Source organism: Luteimicrobium sp. DT211 (genome assembly GCF_049844995.1).
GTDB lineage: Bacteria > Actinomycetota > Actinomycetes > Actinomycetales > Cellulomonadaceae > Luteimicrobium.
Window position 1 is genome coordinate 1 of record NZ_JBNCMC010000003.1, and the last position, 23,787, is coordinate 23,787.

21 protein-coding genes and 1 riboswitch are annotated in these 23,787 nt (G+C 74.4%); of the genes, 12 read left to right on the plus strand and 9 right to left on the minus strand.

What is annotated here, in order from left to right:
• Nucleotides 1–148 precede the first annotated feature (148 nt).
• A complete protein-coding gene (locus ACLQ14_RS07870; RefSeq protein WP_425811669.1) occupies nt 149–1,828 on the minus strand; it encodes an ABC transporter substrate-binding protein in 1,680 nt (559 codons plus the stop codon).
• Nucleotides 1,829–1,955: 127 nt separating this feature from the next.
• Nucleotides 1,956–3,065, minus strand: coding sequence for a LacI family DNA-binding transcriptional regulator (locus tag ACLQ14_RS07875; RefSeq protein ID WP_425811671.1), 1,110 nt, complete (start codon nt 3,063–3,065; stop codon nt 1,956–1,958).
• Nucleotides 3,066–3,240: 175 nt separating this feature from the next.
• Here ACLQ14_RS07875 and ACLQ14_RS07880 point away from each other — a divergent pair, with 175 nt between their 5' ends.
• Genes ACLQ14_RS07880 through ACLQ14_RS07890 form a run of 3 tightly spaced genes read left to right on the plus strand, consistent with a single transcriptional unit; the run spans nt 3,241 to nt 7,791 of the window.
• A complete protein-coding gene (locus ACLQ14_RS07880; protein ID WP_386799857.1) occupies nt 3,241–3,633 on the plus strand; it encodes a cold-shock protein in 393 nt (130 codons plus the stop codon).
• Nucleotide 3,634: 1 nt separating this feature from the next.
• Complete coding sequence (locus ACLQ14_RS07885; RefSeq protein ID WP_425811673.1) at nt 3,635–4,531, plus strand: DUF3027 domain-containing protein; 897 nt, start codon at nt 3,635–3,637, stop codon at nt 4,529–4,531.
• Nucleotides 4,528–7,791, plus strand: a complete 3,264-nt coding sequence (locus ACLQ14_RS07890) for a sacsin N-terminal ATP-binding-like domain-containing protein (RefSeq protein ID WP_425811675.1) — start codon at nt 4,528–4,530, stop codon at nt 7,789–7,791. Before ACLQ14_RS07885 ends, ACLQ14_RS07890 begins: the two co-directional genes overlap by 4 nt.
• A gap of 24 nt (nt 7,792–7,815) precedes the next feature.
• Here ACLQ14_RS07890 and ACLQ14_RS07895 read toward each other — a convergent pair whose 3' ends face one another.
• Nucleotides 7,816–8,070: a DUF2530 domain-containing protein gene (locus ACLQ14_RS07895; protein WP_425811677.1), complete on the minus strand. Its 255-nt coding sequence runs from the start codon at nt 8,068–8,070 to the stop codon at nt 7,816–7,818.
• A 267-nt stretch (nt 8,071–8,337) separates the two neighbouring features.
• Between ACLQ14_RS07895 and ACLQ14_RS07900 the strand changes: the two genes are divergently transcribed.
• The 5 genes from ACLQ14_RS07900 (at nt 8,338) to ACLQ14_RS07920 (ending at nt 14,662) form a co-directional block, all read left to right on the plus strand.
• Complete coding sequence (locus ACLQ14_RS07900) at nt 8,338–9,855, plus strand: sugar transferase (protein ID WP_425811679.1); 1,518 nt, start codon at nt 8,338–8,340, stop codon at nt 9,853–9,855.
• A 72-nt stretch (nt 9,856–9,927) separates the two neighbouring features.
• Entirely contained in the window at nt 9,928–11,376 is a 1,449-nt protein-coding gene (locus ACLQ14_RS07905; RefSeq protein ID WP_425811681.1) for an NCS2 family permease, read from the plus strand.
• A gap of 16 nt (nt 11,377–11,392) precedes the next feature.
• The gene (gene manA, locus ACLQ14_RS07910; protein ID WP_425811683.1) at nt 11,393–12,661 is read left to right on the plus strand and encodes a mannose-6-phosphate isomerase, class I; all 1,269 of its coding nucleotides are present in this window, start codon (nt 11,393–11,395) and stop codon (nt 12,659–12,661) included.
• A gap of 256 nt (nt 12,662–12,917) precedes the next feature.
• Nucleotides 12,918–13,304, plus strand: a complete 387-nt coding sequence (locus ACLQ14_RS07915; protein ID WP_425811685.1) for a MarR family winged helix-turn-helix transcriptional regulator — start codon at nt 12,918–12,920, stop codon at nt 13,302–13,304.
• Nucleotides 13,301–14,662 (plus strand): MFS transporter, encoded by a 1,362-nt coding sequence (locus tag ACLQ14_RS07920; RefSeq protein ID WP_425811687.1) that lies wholly within the window; start codon nt 13,301–13,303, stop codon nt 14,660–14,662. The genes ACLQ14_RS07915 and ACLQ14_RS07920 overlap by 4 nt, the downstream gene beginning before the upstream one ends.
• Before the next feature lie 21 nt (nt 14,663–14,683).
• On the opposite strand, the gene serC is transcribed toward ACLQ14_RS07920, so the two are convergent.
• A complete protein-coding gene (serC, locus tag ACLQ14_RS07925) occupies nt 14,684–15,817 on the minus strand; it encodes a phosphoserine transaminase (protein ID WP_425811689.1) in 1,134 nt (377 codons plus the stop codon).
• A gap of 95 nt (nt 15,818–15,912) precedes the next feature.
• On the opposite strand from serC, the gene ACLQ14_RS07930 reads away from it, so the two are divergent.
• From ACLQ14_RS07930 to ACLQ14_RS07940, 3 genes are all read left to right on the plus strand, one after another.
• Nucleotides 15,913–16,620, plus strand: a complete 708-nt coding sequence (locus ACLQ14_RS07930; RefSeq protein ID WP_425811691.1) for a metal-dependent transcriptional regulator — start codon at nt 15,913–15,915, stop codon at nt 16,618–16,620.
• A gap of 137 nt (nt 16,621–16,757) precedes the next feature.
• Nucleotides 16,758–16,951, plus strand: a riboswitch (cyclic di-AMP (ydaO/yuaA leader).
• Between the two features lie 99 nt (nt 16,952–17,050).
• Nucleotides 17,051–17,779, plus strand: coding sequence for a C40 family peptidase (locus tag ACLQ14_RS07935; RefSeq protein WP_425811693.1), 729 nt, complete (start codon nt 17,051–17,053; stop codon nt 17,777–17,779).
• An 83-nt stretch (nt 17,780–17,862) separates the two neighbouring features.
• Nucleotides 17,863–18,831 carry a universal stress protein gene (locus ACLQ14_RS07940; protein WP_425811695.1) on the plus strand — a complete coding sequence of 323 codons (969 nt, stop codon included), beginning with the start codon at nt 17,863–17,865 and terminating at the stop codon, nt 18,829–18,831.
• 13 nt (nt 18,832–18,844) lie between these two features.
• On the opposite strand, the gene rocD is transcribed toward ACLQ14_RS07940, so the two are convergent.
• Together rocD and ddaH are read right to left on the minus strand one after the other, a co-directional pair.
• A complete protein-coding gene (gene rocD, locus ACLQ14_RS07945) occupies nt 18,845–20,050 on the minus strand; it encodes an ornithine--oxo-acid transaminase (RefSeq protein WP_425811697.1) in 1,206 nt (401 codons plus the stop codon).
• Nucleotides 20,047–20,874: a dimethylargininase gene (ddaH, locus tag ACLQ14_RS07950; protein ID WP_425811699.1), complete on the minus strand. Its 828-nt coding sequence runs from the start codon at nt 20,872–20,874 to the stop codon at nt 20,047–20,049. The genes rocD and ddaH overlap by 4 nt, the downstream gene beginning before the upstream one ends.
• A 296-nt stretch (nt 20,875–21,170) precedes the next feature.
• Between ddaH and ACLQ14_RS07955 the strand changes: the two genes are divergently transcribed.
• A complete protein-coding gene (locus ACLQ14_RS07955) occupies nt 21,171–21,890 on the plus strand; it encodes a PadR family transcriptional regulator (protein WP_425811701.1) in 720 nt (239 codons plus the stop codon).
• On the opposite strand, the gene ACLQ14_RS07960 is transcribed toward ACLQ14_RS07955, so the two are convergent.
• Genes ACLQ14_RS07960 through ACLQ14_RS07970 form a run of 3 tightly spaced genes read right to left on the minus strand, consistent with a single transcriptional unit; the run spans nt 21,877 to nt 23,746 of the window.
• Nucleotides 21,877–22,392 (minus strand): hypothetical protein, encoded by a 516-nt coding sequence (locus ACLQ14_RS07960; RefSeq protein WP_425811703.1) that lies wholly within the window; start codon nt 22,390–22,392, stop codon nt 21,877–21,879. The two genes, ACLQ14_RS07955 and ACLQ14_RS07960, sit on opposite strands and share 14 nt — an antisense overlap.
• 2 nt (nt 22,393–22,394) lie before the next feature.
• A complete protein-coding gene (locus tag ACLQ14_RS07965; protein WP_425811705.1) occupies nt 22,395–23,237 on the minus strand; it encodes a hypothetical protein in 843 nt (280 codons plus the stop codon).
• Between the two features lie 2 nt (nt 23,238–23,239).
• Nucleotides 23,240–23,746, minus strand: a complete 507-nt coding sequence (locus ACLQ14_RS07970; RefSeq protein WP_425811707.1) for an OsmC family protein — start codon at nt 23,744–23,746, stop codon at nt 23,240–23,242.
• Between the last annotated feature and the right edge of the window lie 41 nt (nt 23,747–23,787).

The following is a 23,787-nucleotide window of genomic DNA, read 5'->3' on the forward strand; positions in this document are numbered from 1 at the left end:
GTCGTTCTGACAGCTCACGCCGTCGCGCCGATCGTCAGAACGACGCTCCCGTGTACGGGTCCTGACGGCCCGCCGGGACATGCCGAAGGGCCCGGGGGGGGGGGGGGGGGGGGGGGGGGCGGCCCCGCCCCCCCCCCCCCCACCGCCGTCAGCCGACGGCCTTGAGGTGCGTGAGGATCAGCAGCGGCGTCGAGTCCCAGGTCTTGGGCGACGCGTACGCGTCGTCGGCGCTGGGCCAGCCCGTGAACTTCTTGGTGGAGAACAGGCCCCACGAGCCGCCGTAGAACAGGGAGATCATCGGGAACTGGTCGTAGGTGATCTGCTCGAGCTGGGAGACCAGCTGGTTCTGCGCGTCCTGGTCGACGGTGGTCTTGAGCTTCGCGAGCAGAGCGTCGGCCTCCGGCGACTGGAACCGGCCGAAGTTGCCGGACGCCGTCTTGCCGATCGGGGCGTAGAACTCCTTGCCCATGAGGCCGTTGTAGTCCTGGTACGGCTGGCCGGAGCCGCCGACGGTGCCCATGATCATGTCGAACTCGCCGGAGCGGAGCTCCTGCTGGTACGCGGCGGGCTGCGGCTGCACGACCTTCACCGCGACGCCGATCTTCCCGAGCTGCGTCTTGACCTGCTGGACGCCCTGGAGCCAGTCGGACCAGCCGTTCGGCGTCGTGATGGAGATGCTGAGCTGCTTGCCCGACGCGTCGACGAGCTTGCCGCCCTTCTGCGTGTAGCCCGCCTTGGCGAACGCGGCGAGCGCCTTGGTCGCGTCGGGGTCGACGTAGCCCTGGTTCGGGATGGAGCTGTCGAGGATCTTCTCCTGGGCGGGCAGCATGAGGCCGGTCTGGCTGGCCTTCTTCACGTAGCCCTGCTCGGCCTTGTCGGCGATCTGCTGCTTGTCGAGCGCGTAGGCCACGCCGGCGCGGAAGTTCACGTCGTCGTACGGCTTCTTCGTCATGTTCGGGATCAGCGCGATCGTCGCGCCGGCGGGGAACCAGTACGTGTTGTGCTTCGGGTCGGCCTTGACCCACGTCTTGTCGACGTCGCTCATGAAGGCGTACGCCCAGTCGTAGCCCTTGTTGACGAGGTCGAGCTCGGAGTTCGACGCCGGCTGGACCAGGGTGTCCGCGGCCACCTTGTCCGCCTGCCAGTAGCTCGTGTTCTTGACGAGCGTGTACTGGTTCGGCGTGAAGTCGCCGAGGGTGTAGGGCCCGGTCCCGACTGGCTTCTCGTCCGTCCAGGTGACCGGGTCCTTGACGTCCTTCCACAGGTGCTCGGGGACGATCAGCTGCTGGGCGATGATCTTGGCCGCCGGGACGTCCGCGGACGACAGATGGACGACCACGTGGTCGCCCTTGACCTCGGCCGAGGCCATGTGGCTCCAGATGCCCTTGAGGTCGAGCTGCGGGTACTTCTTCAGCAGGTTGAACGTGTAGAGCACGTCGGCCGCGGTGAAGGGCTTGCCGTCCGACCACGTGACGCCGGAGCGGATCGCGAAGTCGACCGTCTTGGGGTCGGGCTGGGTGTAGCCCGTCGCGAGCCAGGGGGTCTCCTCGCCGCTCATCTCGTTGATGATCACGAGCGGCTCGTAGATGTAGGTCGTCGTGTTGCGCTTGCCGGACGAGAACGGGTTGAAGTTGCGGTCGAACGTCGGAGAGCCGTTGTCGGCGGCGATCAGCATGGAGGTGGCGGTGCCACCGCTGCCGCCGGTGCCCGCGCCCGCGCCCGCGTCGGTCTGGGTCTTGACCGGGGCGGAGCAGGCGGCGGTGGCGAGCACCGCGGCCGCGGCTGCTGCGGCGACGAGTCGTCGCGCGGAGCGCACGGAGCGCTTCATGGGTCATCCACTCCTCTTCGTCGAGGCCCTGGACGGGCCGCACGCCTCTGCGGCGCGCTGGGATTCCAGGAGTGTATGCGCATACATTTTCTCGGCGCAACACGGGGGGCGGTGAGCCTCGGGCCGTTCAGTGGCAGCCGCAGCTCTCCCGCAGGATCACCGTCACCGGCAGGCTCTCCGACGACGGCGCACGGCCGGGATCGGCCATGCGTTCCCGCAGGCGCGCGACCGCCGCGCGGCCGAGCTCGACCATCGGCTGACGCACCGTCGTCAGGCGCGGGGAGGAGACCTGGCCGGCGTCGATGCCGTCGAACCCGGTCAGCAGCACGTCGCCCGGGACGCGGACACCCGCCTCCGTCAGCACGTCGAGCATCCCCAGCGCGGTCTGGTCGTTCGAGCACACGAGGGCGCCGGGGAGCGGCGTGCCGCGGTCCCGCGCGTCCAGCATCCGCCGCGCCAGCTCGCGCGCCGTCGGGCGGGTGAAGTCCCCCCGCCACGCGGCGTCGTCGGGTGCCGGGAGGCCCGCCGCCTCGAGGGCGGAGCGGAAGCCCGCGAACCGGTCGGCGTCGTCGGGCGATCCCGCGGGGCCGCCGACGAACGCGAGGTCCCGCGCGCCGTGGTCGGTCAGCAGGTGCGTGGTCAGCGCCTGCATCCCGGCGGCGTTGTCGACGCTGATGTGGTCGTGCCGGTCGCCGTGCCGCGGGCCGGCCATCACCACGACGGGGATCCGCCGCTCCACGTGCTCGAGGACGTCGTCCGGGACGGTGGTGGAGAGCACCGCGAGCCCGTCGACGCGGCCCGCCAGGTCGGCGACCACGTCGTCGCGCCGGGCGCCGCGCGCCACCGCGATCATCACGGCCAGCCCCGTGCGCCACGCCTCCAGCTCGGCGCCGCGCATCACCTCGCCGATGTACAGGTTCGACCAGCGCGACGCCGCGACCTGCCCACGGTCGACCACCACCTCGACCCGGCGTCCCGTGGGCTGGAGGGCGGGCAGGTCGGCGACGTCGTCGATGCCGTCCACGTCGGGGAAGCAGAGACCCAGGACGCCCGTCTGACGGGCCGCGAGCCCGCGGGCCGAGCCGCTGGGCACGTAGCCGAGCTCACGCACCGCACGCAGGACGACGTCGCGCGTGGACTCCCGGACGTCGTCGGGCCGTCGCAGCACGCGCGAGACCGTCGCGATCGAGACGCCGGCACGGTCGGCGACGTCGTAGACCGTCGGCGTCTTCGGCACGGGTGCTCCTCCGTCGGGGGCACGGCGACACCGCCGTCCCCGGTGTGTGCGGTCGCACGCCAGCGTAGGCGGTCGCGGTCGGCTGGCTCCTGCCGACGAGCTCCGTGGCCCGCGGGCGCCTGCGCCCGGTAGGCTGAAGCGCTGAGCATTCCCGACGACACAGCAGAGGTTCTACGTGCCCACCGGCAAGGTCAAGTGGTTCGACACCACGAAAGGCTTCGGCTTCATCGCGTCCGACGAGGGCGGCGAGGTCTTCGTGCACGCCAACGAGCTGCCCGACGCCGCGAACGTGAAGCCCGGCGCCAAGGTCGAGTTCGGCGTCGCCGACGGCCGCCGCGGCCCGCAGGCCATGGGCGTCCGCCTCCTCGAGCCGGCGCCGTCGGTCGAGCGCGCCCAGCGCATCCAGAAGCGCAAGCCCGCAGACGACATGGCCGTCATCGTCGAGGATCTCATCAAGCTGCTCGACAGCGTCGGCAACGGCCTGCGCCGCGGTCGGTACCCCGAGAAGGGCGCCGCGACGAAGGTCGCGACCGTGCTCCGGGCCGTCGCGGACGACCTCGAGGCCTGACATGGCGGCCACGACCAAGCCCCGCTCCACGGCGGCGCGCACGACCCGCGCCGCGCGTGGCCACGACGCCGTGCTCGAGGGCGCCGTCGAGCTCGCGCTCGAGGCCGCCCAGCAGGATGCGGAGTCCGCGTCCGACGTGGGCGAGCACCTCGGGGTCTCGGTCGACGCGGACCGGTTCGCGACGCACCGCTTCGCGTGCACGATGCGCGGGTACACCGGCTGGTACTGGTCCGTCAGCGTGTCGCGCGTCCCGCGCGGGCGGACGGCCACCGTCTGCGAGGTCGCGCTGCTGCCCGGCGACGGCGCGCTGCTCGCGCCCGCGTGGCTGCCCTGGTCGGAGCGCCTGCGCCCGGGTGACGTGGGCACGGGCGACGTGCTGCCGTTCCTCGCCGACGACCCTCGCCTCGTCCCCGGGTACACGCCCAGGGAGGGCGGAGCGGAGGACGAAGAAGGCAGGGTCGCGATCGAGGAGCTCGCCCTCGCGCGGGCCCGCGTGCTCGGCCCGCAGGGCCGTGACGAGGCCGCCGAGCGCTGGTACCGCGGCACCCGCGGCCCGACGACGCCCGGCGCGGTCGCGGCCGACGCGGAGTGCGGCTCCTGCGGGTTCCTCGTGCCCCTCCAGGGTGCGCTCGGCCAGGTCTTCGGCGTGTGCGCGAACGCCTGGTCGCCCGACGACGGCAAGGTCGTCAGTCTCGACCACGGCTGCGGCGCGCACTCCGAGACGGACGTCCCGAAGCACGCGAGCGACTGGCCCGCCGCGGACCCGTTGATCGACGAGCTCAGCATCGACGTCGAGGCCGCATCCGAGCCGCCCGCCGCCCAGGCACCGGCGGAGAACGAGCCCGCGGCCCCGGAGCCGGACGAGGCGTCGGCCGAGGAGACCACGCCCGCGCCGTGAGCGACGCCCCCGCCGACCCGTTCGGCACCGCGCTCCTGCGGGACGCCGCCGTCCGGGCCTGGCAGTCCTCGCCCACGCGCCTGCGCGAGGACGCCAACCTCGAGGAGGACCACGCGCGCGGGTGGTACCGCGACCGCGTCGTCGTCGAGCTCGCGCAGAACGCCGCCGACGCGGCCGCCGGTGGGGACCCGCCCGGCGAGCTGACGCTCCGGCTGGTCGTCCCGGCGTCCGCCGACCGGGCCGGCTATCTGGTCGCCGAGAACACGGGCGCCCCGCTCACCGCCGACGGCGTCGCCTCGCTCGCGTCGCTCCGCGCGTCGACCAAGTCGGGGGAGCGTGCGGGCGACGGCGGGGGAGCCGTCGGGCGGTTCGGCGTCGGGTTCGCCGCCGTGCGGTCCGTCTCCGACGACGTCGCCGTCCTGACGCGCGACCCCGGGGCGGGCGGCGACGTCCGCGGGGTCGGGTTCTCCCTCGCGGGGACGCGCGCGCTGCTCGCCGAGGCCGGTCTGGAGGACCGGCTGCCCGGGCGCGGCGAGGCGCTGCCCGTCCTGCGCGTCCCGTTCCCGCTCGCCGCCGCCGACGCCGCGACTCTCGCCGCGTCCCTGGGCGCGGACGGGCTGCCCGCGCACGGCCGCACGACCGCCGTCGTGCTCGCGCTGCGCGACGCGGACGCGGTGGCCGCGGTGCGCCGCCAGCTCGACGACCTCGACGCAGCGCTCCTGCTCGCGCTCGGCGCGCTCGACGCCATCCGGGTGGACGTGCACGGCGAGCCGCGGGTGATCGAGCGGGACGCGTTCTCGCCGGCGCGCGGCTGGCGGGTCGCGACCGCCCACGGCACGGTGCCGGCGGAGCTCCTCGCCGACCGCCCCGTCGAGGAGCGCGGCCGCACCGGGTGGAGCGTCACGTGGGCGCTGCCCGTGGGTGACGCGGCGAGGGGCGCGGTCGTCTCCGGCGTCGTGCACGCCCCGACCCCGACGGCGGACCGCACGTCCCTGCCCGGGGTCCTGGTCGCGACGCTCCCGCTCGACGCCACCCGCCGCCACGTGGTCGAGGGACCCCTCGCCGAGCACGTCGCACGCGAGGCGGGAGGCCTGTTCGCCCGCACGGTCGCCGAGATGGCGCGCGAGCATCCCGCCGCCGCGCTCGCCCTCGTCCCTACCGGCGTGCCCGCCGGGTGGGCCGACGCCGTCGTGCAGGACGCCGCGATCTCGGCGCTGCGGGACGCGCCGCTCTTCGACGGGACGCCCGCGCGCGAGGCGGTCGCGATCGAGGGCCCCGTCGGGTCGGACGCCGCGGTGGTCGACGCTCTGCGCCCCGCCCTCCACGGGCTCGTCGTCCTGCCGCCGTCCGCCCGGGCCGCGGCCCGGCCGCTCGGGGTGTCCGTGCGGCCGCTCGCGGACGTCGTCGAGGACCTCGCCCCCGGCCTCCCGCCCGGGGGCTGGGGGCGCGCCCTGGCCGCGCTCGCCCCCTACGCGTCCGACCCCGACGTGCGCGAGGCGCTCGCCGCCCTGCCCGTGCCCGTCGTGCGGTCCGCGGACGGGCCCGGTGGGTCGCGGGCCGCCACGGCGCCGGCGACCACCGTGCGGGGCGCGCGGGGCGTCGTCGCGGGGGCGGCGCCCGACGAGGTGCTCGAGGCGTTCCGCGCCTGGAGCGTGCCCGTCGTCCACCCCGACGCCGCCCACCCGGTGCTCCACGACCTCGGCGCCCTCGCGCCCGACGACCCGGCGGTCCTCGACCTCCCCGCCGTCCGGGCCGCGATCCTGCGCGCCGCCGACGAGGGGGAGGCATCCGACGACGCCGCCGCCCACCTCCTTGCGCTCGTCGGGGCCGTCCGCCGCGCGCACCCGACGACGACGCTCCCGCGGCACCTCGCGGCGGTGCTGCTCCCCGCGCTCGACCGCGAGACGCAGGAGCCCGTCGCCCCGCAGCCCGCCGGCGACCTCGCCGTTCCCGGGACGTGGGCCGCGGACGTGCTCGACCTCGACCTCCTCGACCTCGACGCGCTGCTCCCCGCCACGACCACCGACGCCACCGACCTCGCCAACGCCCTGGCCGGCGACGCCGTCGCGCTCGGCGCCCACGCCGACCTCGACGTCATGACCCTGCGGGACGTCGTCCTGCCGGGGCCGGGCGAGGATGCCACCCTGCCCGACGGCCTCGACGACCTGCTCGGCGACGACGTCCTCGAGCACCTCGAGACGCTCGCCGACCGCGTGGGCGGCGGCACGCTCGTCGACGAGGTGGACGTCGTCGTGCCGCTCGACGCCGTGCCGGACGGGGCCACGGCCGAGGTCGTGCGGCACGTCCTGGGCGAGCCGCACCTGCGCGCGGCCCTGCTCGCGCGGCCGCTCGGCGAGCCCTCGCACCTCGCCGCGTGGTTCCGGGCGAGGCTGGGCGCCCCGTTCACGGTCCCGCCGGGCGTCGCGGGGGCGGCTCATGTGCCGTTCGTGCCCACGCTCGACGAGACCGCGCCGGGTGCCGCCGGGCTCGGTGACGCCCTCGCGGACCCCCGGGTCGCGGAGGCGCTCGGCGCGGTCCGGGGCCTCGACGCGCTCGACGGCGACGCGCTCGGCGACGTCCTCGACCGCCTCGCCGACCGCGACGCCGGCGCGCAGGTGCCCCTCTCCGATGCGGCGGCGCTCTGGCGTGCGCTGAGGTCGGCGGCCGCGGACGGTGCCGTGTGGGACCCGCCGCCGGACCGCGTCCTCGCGCTCGTGCTCGACGACGGCGGGCGTCCGCGGGCACGCATCGTGGAGCCCGCGGACGCGCGCGTCGCGTCCGGCCCGCACGCCGCGGTGCTCGGCCCCGTGGTGCCGGCGTCGCCGGGCGAGGTCGACGCCGTCGCCGACGCGCTCGACCTCGACGTGCAGACCGACGACGTCCTGCCCGACGGGGACGTCGCTTCCGCCGACGGCGACGCGGGGTTCGCCGACGGTGACGAGGCGGGCAGCGCAACCGACGCGGGACGCCCGTGGGAGCTGCCGCCGGGCGTCGCCGCGCTCGTGCCGGGGCTCGCGGTCGCGGCGGTCCGCCACGACCGCCTCGTCGTGGCCGGCCACCGTGTCCCGTGGTGGGTGACGCGCGCGGCGAGCCAGCCGGGGGAGGCCCCGGACGTCGTCGTGCACGCGACCACGACCGACGGGCTGGCGCGGGGCCTCGCGCTCGCCGCGGGCGACTGGACCCTGCGGCACGCGTTGGCCGCGGCGCTGGCCGACCCGGACGCCGCCGACGCGCTCGTCGCCGAGAGCGCCTGGGACTGACGTCACCGTCGGCGATCTGGTGCGTCAGCCCCGGTAGCGGTTCCGGTTGCGGCGCTCCCACCACAGCCCGACGAGGCCCAGGGCGAGGCCGGCGCACGCGGTCGCGACGAGCCGGCCGCCGGTCACCGTGTCCGTCGCCTGGAGCACGACGGCGACGACGAGCGTGACCGCCCACGCGGCGATCCCGAGCCAGATCGGGGGTCGCAGGTCGACGCGCTCGGCGGGCGGTTCTGCCCGGCGGCGGTCGGGGTGGAGGACGACGTCCTTCAGGGAGGGCACGACGTCGAGACTAGTCCAGCGGACGGCCCCTGCGACCTGCGCGGGAACGCCGGGGGACGAAGTTGGACACTCGTCCAGTTCATCCGGGTGAAAGTAGGTCCTGACGTCGCTGGGAGGTATCGCGCGGGCGGTAGTCTCGCTCACGTCTCATAGGTCCTTCTCCCGGTCCGGACGGGCCGCCCGGCAGTCCCGGGCGCCGCGGACCCGAAGGCGGTCGCGGCTCCTCCGGGGGGCGCAGCAACGACTCGCGCGATCGGAAGGAACAACGTGGCGGGCATCGTCGCCGACCGCTTCCGCGGCTCCTCGCCTCGCGCGACCGAGGCGCGCCGGCGGGCCCGCGTCCGTGCCGCCCGCGCCGAGGTCGACCGGTCGCGCTGGTACGCGTCCTTCCGCCGTCGCCTGCTCCTGACCGACGCCGCCGCGATCCTGTTCTCCGTGGTGGTGGGCTACATCGTCCGCTGGCGCGGCATCGTCGCGGGCCGGCCCGACGACGGCCTCACCTGGCACGACCCGGTGCGCGCCGCGGCCATCGCCGTGTGCTGGTTCGCGCTCCTCGCGTACACGAAGTCGCGCGACGTCAAGGTCGTGGGCGCGGGCTCGACCGAGTACCAGCGGGTCTTCGGCGCGACCTGGCGGTTCTTCGCCGCGCTCGCGATCGTGGCGTTCGTCGTGCGGGAGTACAGCACGCGCGGGTACATCGCGGTCGCCGCGCCCCTCGGCCTGCTCACGCTGCTCGTCGGGCGGTACGCGTGGCGGCAGTGGCTGCACCGCCGGCGCGACGAGGGCCTGTGCATGTCGACCGTGCTCGCGATCGGGCACCGGTCCCACGTCGAGGACCTCGTCGCCGACCTCAACAACCGGCGCGACTCCGGCTACCGCGTCGTCGGCGCGTGCGTGCCCGTGGCGGAGCTCGCCGACGGCCCCGACGTGCAGGGCGTGCCCGTCCTCGGGGACGTGTTCGGCGCCGCCGAGATCGCCGGCACGATCGGCGTCGACACCGTCGCCGTCACCGGCTCGGGCGCGCTCACCAAGGACGTCGTCCGCCGCCTCGGGTGGGAGCTCGAGCCCTCGGGCGTCGACCTCATGCTGACGGCGGCGCTCGCCGACGTCGCGGGGCCGCGGATCGCGGTCACCCCCGCGGAGAACGCCGCCCTGGTCCACGTCGAGGCGCCCCGGTTCACGGGCGGCAGGTACTGGCTCAAGGCCCTGACCGACTGGTTCGGCGCGTTCCTGCTCGCGGTGGCCCTCAGCCCGGTCCTCCTGGTCGTGGCGGTCGCCGTGAAGGTCACCAGCCGCGGCCCGGTGCTGTTCTCGCAGCAGCGCGTCGGACGCAACGGGACCCTGTTCCCCATGTACAAGTTCCGCTCGATGCGCGTGGGCGCCGAGGCGGAGGTGGACGCGCTCGCCGACCTCAACGAGGCCGCCGGGCCGCTGTTCAAGATCCGCGACGACCCCCGCGTGACCGGGGTCGGGCAGCTGCTGCGCCGGTACTCGCTCGACGAGCTCCCGCAGCTGCTCAACGTGCTCCGCGGCGACATGAGCCTCGTCGGCCCGCGTCCGCCGCTGCCCGGCGAGGTCTCCGCGTACGAGCAGGACGTCCGACGGCGGCTGCTCGTCAAGCCCGGCATGACCGGCCTGTGGCAGACCAGCGGCCGGTCGGAGCTGTCCTGGGAGCAGAGCGTCCGCCTCGACGTCTACTACGTCGAGAACTGGACGCTGTTCGGGGACCTCGTGATCCTGGGGCGGACCGCGAAGGCCGTGCTCCGGGGCGACGGCGCGTTCTGAGCAGGCCGGCACCGCGGGCGTCGCCGCCGGTGCGCGCGCCGTCGGACCGCCGGAATCTGGCACGATGCTCCCATGACGTCCGCCGCCCCCACCGCGCAGCGCTCCGCCATCGACCGGTTCTTCAGGATCACCGAGCGGGGCTCCACGGTCGGCACCGAGATCCGGGGTGGCCTCGTCACCTTCTTCTCGATGTGCTACATCATCGCCCTCAACCCCCTGATCCTCGGGGGCAAGGACGGCACCGGCGCGTTCCTCGGCGGGGCCGACGGCCGCGCCACCATCGCCGCGACCACGGCGCTCGTGGCCGGCGTCATGTCGATCCTCATGGGTTCGATCGCGAACTTCCCGCTCTCGATCGCGACCGGCCTCGGCCTCAACGCGGTCGTCGCCTTCTCGATCGCCGCGCAGCCCGGCATGACCTGGGCCGACGCCATGGGCCTCGTGGTGCTCGAGGGTGTCGTCATGCTCGTGCTGGTCCTCACCGGGTTCCGGACCGCGATGTTCCGGGCCGTGCCTCGCGAGCTGAAGGTCGCGATCAGCGTGGGCATCGGCCTGTTCATCGCGCTCCTCGGCTTCTTCGACTCCGGGTTCGTCCGGACCGGCAACGGCACGCCGCTGCAGCTCGGCATCGACGGATCGCTCGCCGGGTGGCCGCTGCTCGTGTTCGTCGTCGGGCTGCTGCTCACGCTCGTCCTCATGGTGCGCAAGGTGCGCGGCGCGATCCTCATCTCGATCATCGTGATGACCGTCGCGGCGGCGATCCTGCAGGCCGCGTTCGCCATCGGCGCGCAGAGCGACAAGAACCCCCGCGGCTGGTCGCTCGACGTGCCCGAGTGGCCCGACAAGGTCGTCGACCTGCCGGACTTCTCGATCGTCGGGCACTTCTCGCTCACCGGCGGGTTCCGGGAGCTCGGGATCCTCACCGTCGTGCTGCTGGTCTTCTCGCTCGTGCTCGCCGACTTCTTCGACACGATGGGCACGATGGTCGCCGTCGGGACCGAGGGCAAGCTCCTCGACGCGCAGGGCGACCCGATCGGCACCAAGAAGATCCTCGTCGTCGACTCCGTCGCGGCGGTCGCCGGCGGCGTCGGGTCGGTGTCCTCGAACACGGCCTACGTCGAGTCCACGGTCGGAGTCGGCGACGGCGCCCGCACCGGCCTCGCGAGCGTCACGACCGGCATCGCGTTCCTGCTCGCCACCTTCCTGTCCCCGCTCGTCGCGATGGTGCCCTACGAGGCCGCGACCCCGGCGCTCGTCGTCGTCGGCTTCCTCATGATGACCCAGGTCTCCGGCATCGACTGGAAGCACTGGGAGGTCGCGATCCCGGCCTTCCTGACGATCGTCCTGATGCCGTTCACCTACTCGATCACCACGGGCATGGGCGCGGGCTTCGTCGCGTACGTCGTCCTGCAGATCGCCGTCGGCAAGGCGCGCAAGGTGCACCCGCTCATGTGGATCGCGGGGGCCGCGTTCGTCGTGTACTTCGCGCTCGGGCCCATCCGGGAGCTCCTCAACGCCTGAGCGGGCGCCCGCCACGATGCAGAGCTTCTACCCGCTCCGGAACACCGTCCAGCCGTACGACTGGGGATCGACGCACGTCATCCAGCAGCTCCTCGGCCTGGACGTCGACGGCGCGCCCGCGGCCGAGCTCTGGCTCGGCGCCCACCCGGTCGCGCCGTCGCTGACGGTGCACGACGGCACGGCGACGAGCCTCGTGGATCTCGTGCGCGACGACCCGGTCGCCACCCTCGGGCAGCGGGTCCAGGACACGTACGGACCCCGGCTGCCCTACCTGCTCAAGGTGCTCGCGGCCGAGCGCGGGCTCTCCCTGCAGGTCCACCCGCGCCCCCACCTCGCCCGCGCCGGCTTCAACCGCGAGAACGCCGCGGGGGTGCCGCTCGGCGCCCCCGAGCGCTCGTTCCGCGACGACCAGCACAAGCCCGAGATGATCGTCGCGCTGACGCCGTTCGAGGGCCTTGCGGGCTTCCGGCGACCGCGCCAGGCGCTCGCTCTCCTCGCCGGCCTCGACGGCACGCTCGTCGGGCGGATGCGCGACGCGCTCGGCCGCGGGCGCAGCGCCGACGCCGTCCGCCGAGCGTTCGAGCTCGCCGTCCACGCCCGCACCGCCGACGACGCAGCCCCCGACCTCGACCGGAGCCTCGCCTCGGTCGGGCGACGGGCGGGCGGCGGTGGCGAGGCCGCGGCGTCGGGCGCGACGGAGGGGGCGCCCGGCGGCGCGGCCGCCGCCGTGCGCGCGCGGGCCGACGCGGTCGCGCTCCGGCTCGGCGAGCAGTACCCGGGCGACCCCGGCGTCCTCGCGTCCTACCTGCTCAACGTGTTCACGCTCGAGCCCGGCGAGGCGGTGTTCCTCGCGCCCGGGCAGGTCCACGCCTACGTGCGCGGCGCGGGTGTCGAGATCATGGCGAGCTCCGACAACGTGCTCCGCGCCGGCCTCACGCACAAGCGCGTCGACGTCGACGCGCTGCTCGAGTGCTCCGACTTCGTCCCGGCGCCACCGCCCCGACCCGCCACGAGCCGGCTCGCCCGCGGGCTTACCACCTATCGCGTGCCCATCCGCGAGTTCGGCCTCGTCGTCGGCGACGTGCTCCCCGTGGACGGCGAGCTCGCGCTGCCCGGGGAGGGCCCGCGCGTCGTGCTCGCCCTGGGCGGGGTGCTGCGCCTGCGCGCCGGGGCCGGCGCCGACACGTGCACCGTCGCGGCCGGAGAGTCCGTGTTCGTGCCCGACGCCGCGGGGACGCTGAGCGTGTGCGGCGAGGGGCGCGTGACGGTGGCGTACGTGCCCTGATCTCGGCGTCCGTGGTCGGGTGGGCGCCCCTCACCCGACCCACGCCCCCGCGTCGTCGTCACCTTCTCCGCGAGGCAGGCGGGCCGCTCGTCTACCTCGGCGTGGTCGGTGCGGCTCGGAGCTGGTCGGTCGGAACAATTTGATTAGCAAGGGTAATGAGCGTAGGGTAACGAGCGTGCCCGAACCTGAACCCCTTGTCGCGACCGCTGATCCGGCGACGCAGACCCTCCCGGAGAGCCCCGCAGCCGAGCTGCGCGTGGCTCTTTTTCGCGTGACCCGGCGCCTCAAGCAGCAGCGCGCGACCGCCGACATCACAGAGGGTCAGCACGCCGTCCTCACCACCCTCGGCAAGCACGGCGCCCTGACGCCGGGTGCCCTCGCAGACCACGAGCGGGTCAAGCCGCCGTCGATGACGCGCACGGTCAACGCGCTCGTCGAGCGCGGGTTCGTCCGCAAGAGCGGCAACCCCGACGACGGTCGTCAGGTCGTCGTCGAGCTCACCGACGAGGGGAACCGCGAGATCGTCGAGACCCGCCGCCGCCGCGACGCGTGGCTCTCGGTCCAGCTCGACGACCTCACGCCCGCACAGCGCGAGACGCTCCACCAGGCCGCCGAGATCCTGCTGGAGGTGGCCGCTCGGTGAGCACCTTCTCCTCGCTGCGCTACTTCAACTACCGGCTCTGGTTCTCGGGCGCGCTCGTCGCCAACGTGGGCACGTGGATGCAGCGTGTCGCCCAGGACTGGCTGGTTCTCACGGTCCTCTCGCACAACTCGAGCTTCGCCGTCGGCGTCGTGACGGCGCTGCAGTTCCTGCCGTTCCTCCTCTTCGCGCCGCTGGGCGGCCTGCTCGCCGACCGGTTCGACCGCCGCAAGCTCCTCGGCGTCACGCAGGCGTCGCAGGGCCTGCTCGCGTTCGGGCTCGGGGCGCTCGTGCTGACCGGGACGGTCGAGCTGTGGCACGTGTACGCGTTCGCGTTCGCGCTCGGCGTCGTCGCGACGATCGACGCGCCGGTGCGGCAGACGTTCGTCGCGCAGCTCGTCCCGACGGACAAGCTGTCGAACGCCGTCGGCCTCAACAGCGCGTCGTTCAACGCCGCGCGCCTGATCGGGCCGGGCGTCGGCGGCCTGCTCATCGCCGCGGTCGGTCCGGGGTGGGTCTTCATCATCAACGGGGTGTCGTTCGCGGCGACGATCCTCGCGCTCACGCAGATGCGGACCCGCGAGCTGCGCAGCATGCCCGTGGCGAGCCGTCGCAAGGGCCAGGTCCGCGAGGGGTTCAGGTATGTGCGGGGGCGCACGGACATCGTCGTGATCATGGCCGTCGTCGGCGTGGTGTCGATGTTCGGGCTGAACTTCCAGCTCACGTCGGCCACGATGGCGCGCACGGTCTTCGACAAGGGCGCGAGGGAGTACGGCATCCTCGGGTCGATCCTCGCGATCGGTTCGCTCGCGGGCGCGCTCCTCGCGGCGCGGCGCGAACGGCCCCGGGTGCGGCTCGTGGTGGGGGCGGCGTTCGGGTTCGGCCTCGCGACGGCGGCGCTGGCGCTCGCGCCGACCTACGCGAGCTTCGCGGTGCTGTGCATCCCGGTCGGGCTCGCGAGCCTCACGATGATGACGGCGGCCAACGCGACCATCCAGATGTCGACCGAGCCGGAGATGCGCGGCCGCGTCATGTCGCTCTACATGATGGTCTTCCAGGGCGCGACGCCCATCGGGTCCCCGATCGTCGGCTGGATCGGCGAGCAGTTCGGGGCGCGCTGGTCCATCGGCATCGGCTCGGTGACGGCGCTGCTCGTGTCCGTGGGGGCGGGGATCTGGGTCCTTCGCCACTGGCACGTGCAGGTCCGGTACCGGGTCGCGACGCGCCCGCACCTCGTGGTGCGCTACCTGGACGCCGACGACGGCGCAGCGGTCCCCGTGCCCGCGGCCCGGGCGGCTCGCGCCGAGGCCGAGCGCGAGCTCGACGAGCAGGACACGCAGGCGCGCTCCGCGGCGGCCTGAGCGGGCTCGCGGGTCGGGCGCTCAGCCCAGCTGCTCGACCACGAAGTCGACGCACGCGGTGAGCGCGGCGACGTCGTCGGGCTCGATGGCGGGGAACATGGCGACGCGGAGCTGGTTGCGACCCAGCTTGCGGTACGCGAAGGCGTCGACGACGCCGTTCGCGCGCAGCGCGGCCAGCACGTCGGTGGCGGGGACCGCGTCGTCGAGGTCGACGGTCCCGACGACGTTCGAACGCTCCGCGGGGTCGGCGACGAACGGCGTCGCCCACGGCCGGGCCTCGGCCCACCCGTAGAGGTGCGCCGCGGACGCGGCGGTGCGCGCCGTCGTCCACGCGAGGCCGCCCTGCTCGAGCATCCACTCGATCTGCTCGGCCATGAGCAGGAGGGTCGCGATCGCGGGGGTGTTGAGGGTCTGGTCCTGGCGCGAGTTCGCGAGCGCAGTGGTGAGCGAGAGGAACTCCGGGACCCAGCGGTCCGCCTCGAGTCCCGCGGCGCGCTCGACGGCGTCGGGCGAGAGGAGGGCGAGCCACAGCCCGCCGTCCGAGCCGAACGACTTCTGCGGCGCGAAGTAGTAGGCGTCGGCCTGGGCGACGTCGACGGCGAGGCCGCCGGCGGCCGACGTCCCGTCGACGACGGTCAGCGCCCCGGCCTCCCGCGAGCCGGGGACACGCTCGACCGGGCTCACGGCGCCCGTCGAGGTCTCGTTGTGCGGCCAGGCGTAGACGTCGACGCCGTCCTCGGGCCGGCAGCGGGCGACCGTGCCCGCCGAGGCCTCGACGACGCTCGACGCCTCGAGGAACGGCGCGCGCGACGTCGCCGTCGCGAACTTGGCGCCGAACTCGCCGAACGACGCGTGCTGGGCCTTCGAGCGCACGAGGCAGAAGGTCGCGACGTCCCAGAACGCGGTCGAGCCGCCGTTGCCGAGCGCGACCTCGTACCCCTCGGGCAGCGCGAACAGCTCGGCGAGACCCGTGCGGACCCGGCGGACGAGGCTGCGCACCGGCTCCTGGCGGTGGGAGGTGCCGAGCGGCGTGCGGCCGGCAGCGGCGAGTGCGCTCACCTGCGCGTCGCGCACCTTGCTGGGACCGGCGCCGAAGCGGCCGTCCGCGGGCAGCAGGTCGCTCGGGATCCGGATGGCTGCGGGAGTGGTGGGCACAGGCCCAGGGTAGGGGAGCGGCCCCGGCGCCCGTACCCGATTCCGGTGGGTGGCCCGCCCTAGACTGGGGGCCACCGACGCTTCAGGGAGCAGCAGTGAGCGATCTCATCGACACCACCGAGATGTACCTCAAGACGATCTACGAGCTCGTCGAGGAAGGCATCGTCCCGCTGCGTGCCCGGATCGCGGAGCGCCTGGGGCACTCCGGCCCGACCGTCTCCCAGACGGTCGCCCGCATGGAGCGGGACGGGCTCGTCGTCGTGACGGGGGACCGCCACCTCGAGCTGACCGAGCTCGGCTCCACCAAGGCCATGCGCGTGATGCGCAAGCACCGGCTCGCGGAGCGGCTCCTGACCGACGTCGTCGGGCTGGACTGGGAGTACGTCCACGAGGAGGCGTGCCGTTGGGAGCACGTCATGAGCGACCGCGTGGAGAAGCGCCTGGCCGAGCTGCTGGGTCACCCGCACTTCTCGCCCTACGGCAACCCCATCCCGGGCCTCTCCGAGCTGGGCGAGGAGCCGACGCACGAGGACTTCCTCGAGGGCGTCGTCCCGCTGCTCGACGTCGCTCGCCCGGCCCAGGGGACGGTCGAGGTCGTCCGGGCGGACGTCCGGCGCCTGGGCGAGCCCCTGCAGCCCGACGTCGAGCTCCTCGCGCGCCTCGCCGAGGCCGGGATCCTGCCCGGGGCGGCGGTCGAGGCCGTGTGGGACGGCGGGATGCTGTCGGTCCGCGGGGGCGACGCCGAGAAGCCGCTCGCGCTCGCGGACGACGTCTCCCGGCACGTCTTCGTGGCCGCCGGCTGACCCCTCGCCGACGGCGCTCCGGGACCTCCGTACCAGTTCGGACGAGTCCCGAACGAACGCCGTGACCGGGGCGTGACATTCGCCGCGGGGTCGTGTACGTTCAGGGGCAGTTCCGGCGGCAGACGTCGTCGGAGCCCTCACGGAGAGCGCCGAGCCCTGTCACTCCGCGAGGGTCCCAGCGAGTTGGACGACAGGGACGGGGGACCCACGAACGGGAGTCGGAGACGACTTCCTTGGGGTGAAGCCCGAGGTACCGCAAGGTACCGGAGGCCGGGTGTTTCTCCCACCCGAACCCGACAGCTGACCTCGTAGGCGTCAAAGGAGAGAACGAGTGAGCACGAGCACCACTCGCGCCCGCCATCGTGCGGCGCGTCGCCCCGTAACCCCTCTGGCAACCCTGGCGAGCGCCGCGACCGGCAGCCTCTCGACCGTGGGTCGCCGTACCGCCGTCGTCGCTGCGTCGTCGGGCCTTCTGGTCTCGATGCTCGGCGGTCCCGCCGCCCAGGCGGCCACGACGCACACCGACAACTCGGGCAAGCTCAGCACCGTCGACCTCGACGCCCTCACCGCGGCCGCCAAGGCCGAGCTGCAGACGTCCAAGACGGTCACGGTCACCAAGCACGTCAAGTGGACCGCCGACGCCGCGTCCGTCAAGGTCACGCCGGCCCCCGAGCCCGTCGTCCACCGCACCGTCCAGGCCGCGAGCCGCTCCGAGGTCCGCACGGCCCTCACGTCGACCGACTCGAGCAGCTCGTCGAGCTCGTCGAGCACCGACACCTCGTCCTCGAGCAGCTCGTCGAGCAGCGCCTCGATCCCGTCCTCGGCCAACGGCTCCAAGATCATCGCGATCGCCAGCCGCTACGTGGGCGTCCCCTACGTCTACGGCGGCACCACGCCGTCGGGCTTCGACTGCTCGGGCTTCACCTCGTACGTGTACGCGCAGATCGGCATCTCGCTGCCGCGCACGTCGTCGGCCCAGCACTATGCGGGCACGGTCATCTCGCGTGCCGAGGCCAAGCCGGGCGACCTCATCTGGACGCCGGGCCACATCGCCATCTACGCGGGCGGCAACACGATCATCGACGCCCCCCGTCCGGGCAAGTCGATCCAGTTCCGCGCCATGTGGCAGACGAACCCCACGTTCATCCGCGTCGGCTGACGCCAGAACGCATCGAGCGCCCCGGCCGCCATCTGGCGGCCGGGGCGCTCGTCTCTTGCCCCAGCAGTCGGTAGGCTGGGGGTATGACGCGCGCAAAGAGCGTTCTCGTCGGCGTCGACGGGTCGGCGCCGAGCCTGCACGCCCTCGACTGGGCGACGATGTACGCCGCCGAGGCCGGGCTGGGCCTGCATCTCGTGTGCTCGTACTACCTGCCGACCCTCACCTCGGCGTCCCTCGACGGCGGTTACGTGCCCATCGACGACGACGCCGTCCAGGCGGGCGCCAAGGCCGTCCTCGACGAGGCCGTCGCCCGGGTCCGGACGAGCGGCGTCCAGGTGACGGCCTCGCTCGCCGCGGGCGATGCGACCGGGGTGCTGGTCGACCTCAGCGAGGAGCACGTGCTGGCCGTCGTCGGCACCCGCGGACGCGGAGGATTCGCCGGCCGGCTCCTCGGCACGGTCTCCTCGGCCCTCCCGGCGCACGCGCGGTGCGCCACGGTCGTCGTGCCGCTCCGCACGCCCGACGGCGAGCGGGCGCCGGAGTCTCCGGACGAGCTGCCGCCGGTGCGCCACCCCGAGCGCATCATCGCGGGGGTCGACGGCTCGCCGACCTCCGAGGCAGCGCTCCGCCACGCCGCCGACCTCGCTCGGCTCTGGGGCTGCGAGCTCGTCGCCGTCGCGGGCGTGCCGATCGCGTCCGGCGCGGGCGTGCTGGCCTGGCTGCCCGCGTCGGTGGACCACGAGCAGGTCCTCGCCGACGCCGCCGCCAACCTCGACCTCGTGGTCCAGCGCCTGGTGGAGAGCCGCCCGGGCCTCGAGGTCCGGCAGATCGTGCTCGACGGGACCGGCGCCGAGCTGCTCGTCGAGTTCTCGCAGGCCGCCGACCTCATCGTCGTCGGCTCGCGCGGGCGCGGGGGATTCTCCGGGATGCTGCTCGGCTCGACGAGCCAGGCTGTGCTGCACCACGCGCAGTGCCCGGTCATGGTCGTCACCAAGCGGTGCGCGGAGGCCGAGGCCCAGGAGCAGGCCGCCGAAGGGTCCGCCGCCTCCTGAACGGGCGGCCCGTCTACCTCGGCGGGGTGAGGGCGTCGCGGAGCTGGGTCAGGCCCCAGCGGAGGTCCTCCTCCTCGACGACGAGCGGCGGGGCGAGCCGCACCGTCCGACCGTGCGCCTCCTTGGCGAGGACCCCCCGCGCGAGCAGGGCCTCGCACAGTGCCCGCCCGGGAGCCCCGCCGGGCGCGCCGTCGTCGGGCTCGGGGGCGACGGGCACGTCGAACCCAGCCCACAGCCCGACGCCGCGGCTCGCGGCGAGCAGCCCGTCCGCGACGAGACCTTGGAGCTCGCCGTGCAGCACCTCGCCCAGCACCTTGGCGCGCTCCTGGTGCTCGCCGGTCTCGAGCAGGTCCAGGACCGCGAGCGAGACGGCGCACGCGAGCGGGTTGCCGCCGAAGGTCGACCCGTGCGTCCCCGGGGTGAGGACACCCAGCACGTCGGCGCGTCCGACGACCGCGGAGATCGGCACGATCCCGCCGCCGAGCGCCTTGCCGAGGGTCGTGAGGTCGGCCCGCACGCCCCACAGGTCGAGGGCGAGCGTGGTGCCGGTGCGGCCGAGCCCGGACTGGATCTCGTCGGCGACGAGCAGCACGTCGTGGGCGTCGCAGACCGCGCGGACGCGCGGCCAGAACCCCTCGGGCGGGACCACGACACCCTGCTCGCCCTGGATCGGCTCGAGCAGCACGGCGACGGTGGTCTCGTCGATCGCGGCCTCGACCGCCGCCGCGTCGCCGTACGGGACCACCCGGAAGCCCGGCGTGTACGGGGCGAAGCCGCGGCGCGCGTCGTCGTCGGTGGAGAACGAGACGATGGTCGTGGTGCGGCCGTGGAAGTTCCCCGCTCCGACGACGATCGTCGCCTCCCCGTCCGGGACGCCCTTGACGTCGTAGCCCCACTTGCGGGCCGCCTTGATCGCGGTCTCGACGGCCTCGGCCCCCGTGTTCATCGGTAGGACCATCGCGGCGCCGGTGAGGGCCGCGAGCCGGTCCGCCCACGGCTCGAGAAGCACGTGCCGGAACGCGCGCGACGTGAGGGTGAGCGTGTCGAGCTGGCGGTGCGCCGCCGCGACGAGCGCGGGGTGCCGGTGGCCGAAGTTCAGCGCCGAGTAGCCCGCGAGGAGGTCGAGGTAGCGGCGCCCGTCCGCGTCCCAGGCCCAGGCGCCGTCCGCCCGGGCGAGCTCGACGGGCAGCGGGTCGTAGTTGTGCGCGAGGTGGCTCATGGCGCGGTCCGCAGCTCGAGCGTGCAGCACTTCGCGCCGCCGCCCCCGAGCAGAAGCTCGGACGTGTCGACGCCGATCGGCTCGTACCCCCGCTCGCGGAGCGCCGCGGCGAGGCGGACGGCGGCCGGCGTGTGGACGACGTGCGCGCCGTCGGACACGGCGTTGAGGCCGAGGACCGCGGCGTCCTCGTCGGCCGCGAGCAGGGCGTCCGGGAACCTGCTGCGCAGCACCTCCTGCGCGGCGGGGGAGAAGGCCTCCGGGTAGTAGACGACGTCGACCGGGGTCGTGCCGTCGCTGCCCCTGAGAACCGTGAGGGCGGTGTCCAGGTGGTAGAAGCGTGGGTCGACGAGCTCGAGGCTCACGAGCTCTCGGCCCCACAGGCGGGCGGCCTCCGCGTGCGCCGCGCGGTCCGTCCGGAAGCCGTACCCGGCCAGGACGACGTCGCCCGCGCGGAGCAGGTCGCCCTCGCCCTCGTTGGTGCGCGCGGCCTCGTGGGGGGCGAAGCCGTGGTCGGCGAGCCACTTGAGGTACGCGGGCGCCTCCGGTCGTCGCTGTGCGTAGGTGAACCGGGCCGAGTAGGCGATCCCGTCCTCGACGGTCGCCCCGTTGGCCGCGTAGACCATGTCGGGCAGGCCGGGGAGCGGCTCGACGAGCTGCACGTCGTGCCCGAGGTCGAGGTACACGTCGCGCAGCCGTTCCCACTGCGCGACCGCCCGCGCCGTGTCGACGGGGCGTCCCGTGTCCATCCACGGGTTGATCGCGTACTCGACCGTGAAGTACGTCGGGCGGCACATGAGATAGCTGCGACGGGTCGCGTGCGGCATCGGGCCTCCTTCGCCGGGCCCGGCGGACGCGGGGGTGCTGCGCCGCCCGGGCCTTGTCCGGTCAGCGTACGACGGCGCAGGTCACCTGGCGGGTCGGGACTCGGCCTTCCATGGATTCCCTCGTGGCTCAGATGCGACCGTTGACAGCGATGCATCAGCGATATATCGTTAACGACTGTCGACGACGAACCGCCCGCCTCGCGCGGCCCGCGTCACGATCGCCCGGCCGCCGCCCCGCAGGAGCGGCCCCCGTCGGCTCCCAGAACACCTTCGAACAGACCTCGAGGAGGTCCCCCATGCGATCCGCATCCTTCTTCCAGAACCCTGAGAACCCCTCCGACCCGCGCGACGGCCGTCGCGGCCCGGGTCGTCCCTCCGGCCGCGGGCACCGCGGCCACCACGACGCGTTCGGTCCCGGGGGCTTCGGCCCCGGCTTCGGTCCGGGGGGCTTCGGCCCCGGCGGGCCCGGCTTCGGCGGACCCGGCGGCCACCGCGGTCACGGCCGCGGCCGCCGCGCCGGTCGCGGCGACGTGCGTGCCGCCGTCCTGCTCCTGCTCGCCGAGGAGCCCATGCACGGCTACCAGCTGATCCAGCGGATCGGCGAGAAGTCGGGCGGCGTGTGGCGCCCGAGCCCGGGCGCGATCTACCCCGCCCTCAACCTGCTCCAGGACGAGGGCCTCGTCCAGCTCAGCGACGACGGCGGACGCCGTCTCGCGAGCCTCACCGACGCCGGCCGCGCGTACGTGGCCGAGCACGCCGACGAGCTCGGCGAGCCGTGGTCCGACGCGTCGACCGGCGGTCGTCGGGCGGGCTTCGAGCTGCGCGAGGCGGGTGGCGCGCTGGCCCAGGCGATCGCCCAGGTCGCGCGCACCGGCGACGCGGCGCAGGTCGCGGCGACGGTCGACGTGCTGGCCCGCGCCCGACGCGAGGTGTACCTGATCCTCGCGGGTGAGGCGCCCGCCCCGTCCGACGCCGCCTCTGACGGCCCGGACGACGGCGACGTCAGCGAGGGCTGACGCCCCCGCGGGTCACCCGGTCCAGTCGCCGCCAGGCGTCCCGGACCATGAGCCGCAGCACGACGTCGGCCACGGGGGCGGTCAGCCCCCGGGGGAGGACGGTCGTCATGTGCACGTCCTCCCACCAGACCACGCGGCTCGACGACGGCGACAGGGGCTCGACCTCGAAGCCCGCCGTCCCGAACAGCACCGGCCCGAGCTTGCGGAACTCCGCGAGCCCGGGCCGGTGCGCGTCCGCGCCGGGCTCGGTGGGCGGAGCCCAGGCGGTGATCCTCATCCGGTCGACGAACCCCGGCCCGCCGCGACGCGCGCCCGGGCCGCTCACGGCCGTGAAGGTCGCTACGACCCCGGGGGCCCAGAGCTGGCCCTCCGGACCGGCGTCCTGGCCGGCGACGCCCGGCTCGAACCGGGTCAGCGGCACCCACGTCCCGTGCGTGCGCGGGTCGGCGACGAGGGCGAACGCGTCACGGGCCGGCAGCGCGAGCTCGTGCGCGAGCCTCATGCTCATCGGTCATCACGGCCGCTCCATCCGAGGCGGCGGGGCCGAACGGGGCCGTGCCGCCGGGGAGGTGACCGGTGCTCGAGCGCGGGCGCGGCGTCGTCGTCGGCGGGCTCGACGACGCGCAGCGTGAGGGGCCACGCCTCGGGCGGCTCGCCGAACGCCGTGCGCGACTGCGTGACCACGGTGCGGGCGAGCGCTCGCCCGCCGGCGACGCCGACGACTGCGCCGATGCCGAACGGCACTACGCGACCCAGCGTGAGGCCGGCGTGCTTGGCGAGCTGTGTGCGGAGGAACTTGTTCGCGAGCGCGCGGTTGACCTGCGTGAGCGTGGACGCGGGCATCGCCGTGAGCAGGGTCTTCCCCCACGCGGTCCCCGAGCCTGCCGCGGCCTTCTCCACGGTGGCGGCGCCGCGCGGGCCCAGGACGGAGGCGAGGAGCAGCGCCCGGCGCCGTTCGACGTCGACGACCTCGATGCCGTGGACCTCCGCGACCGCGAGCGCGAAGGCCGCGGAGCTCGCGAAGAAGGTCGCGGCGTCGCTCGAGCTGAGCACGAGCCCCGCTCCCGTCCCGACGGCAGGCAACGCGGCCGCGACGCCGACCGCGCCGCCCGCCGCGCTGAGCACTGTCGCGTACTCCTTCTCGAGGATCCGGACCAGCTGGGCCGGGCTCGCGAGCGGGTTGCGACGGCGCAGCGCGTCCACGTGCCGTCGGATCACGGGAGCCGGGATCGCGACCGCCCGGTCGAGGATCGCGTCGAGCACCGGGGTCGCGCGCGCCACCTCGCGGCCCGTCGGGCCGCTCGGAGGCGGCGGTGCCGGGACGCCGGGCAGCACCTCGCCGCCCATGGTCAGGCCGTGGCCTCGCCCGCGGCCACCGCGGAGGCGGGCTCGACGAACTCCCGCTTCACGACGACCCCGGCCTCGAGCGTGCGCCCGACCGTGCAGGTCTGCTCGATCGAGCGCTCCGCGACGGCGAGCACGCGGTCGCGGGTCGCGTCGTCGAGCGAGGAGAGGTCGAGCTCGATGACCTCGGTCAGCTCGGGGTAGCGGTCCTCCTCGAGATTCTTGGCGCCCTCGATGCGGATGGTGACCTTGTAGTCGTCGCCGAGGCGGCGCGCGAGCGGGACGTCGCTCGACATCCCGGCGCAGCCCGCGAGCGCGACCTTGAGGAGCTCGCCCGGGGTGAACACGGCGCCCGCGCTCACCGGGCCCATGTCCACGGTGGCGCCTCGCCCGGAGAACCCCCGGTAGGTGCGGGACCCCGTGCGCTCGACCCAGAGCGGGTCCGTCGTGGACGGGCTCGACGCGGGGATCGCGTCGGTCTCGGTGGCAGGGGTCGTGGTGTCGGTGCTCATTGGCGCATCATCCCATCGCTCGTTCGTCTCTCGCCGGGCGT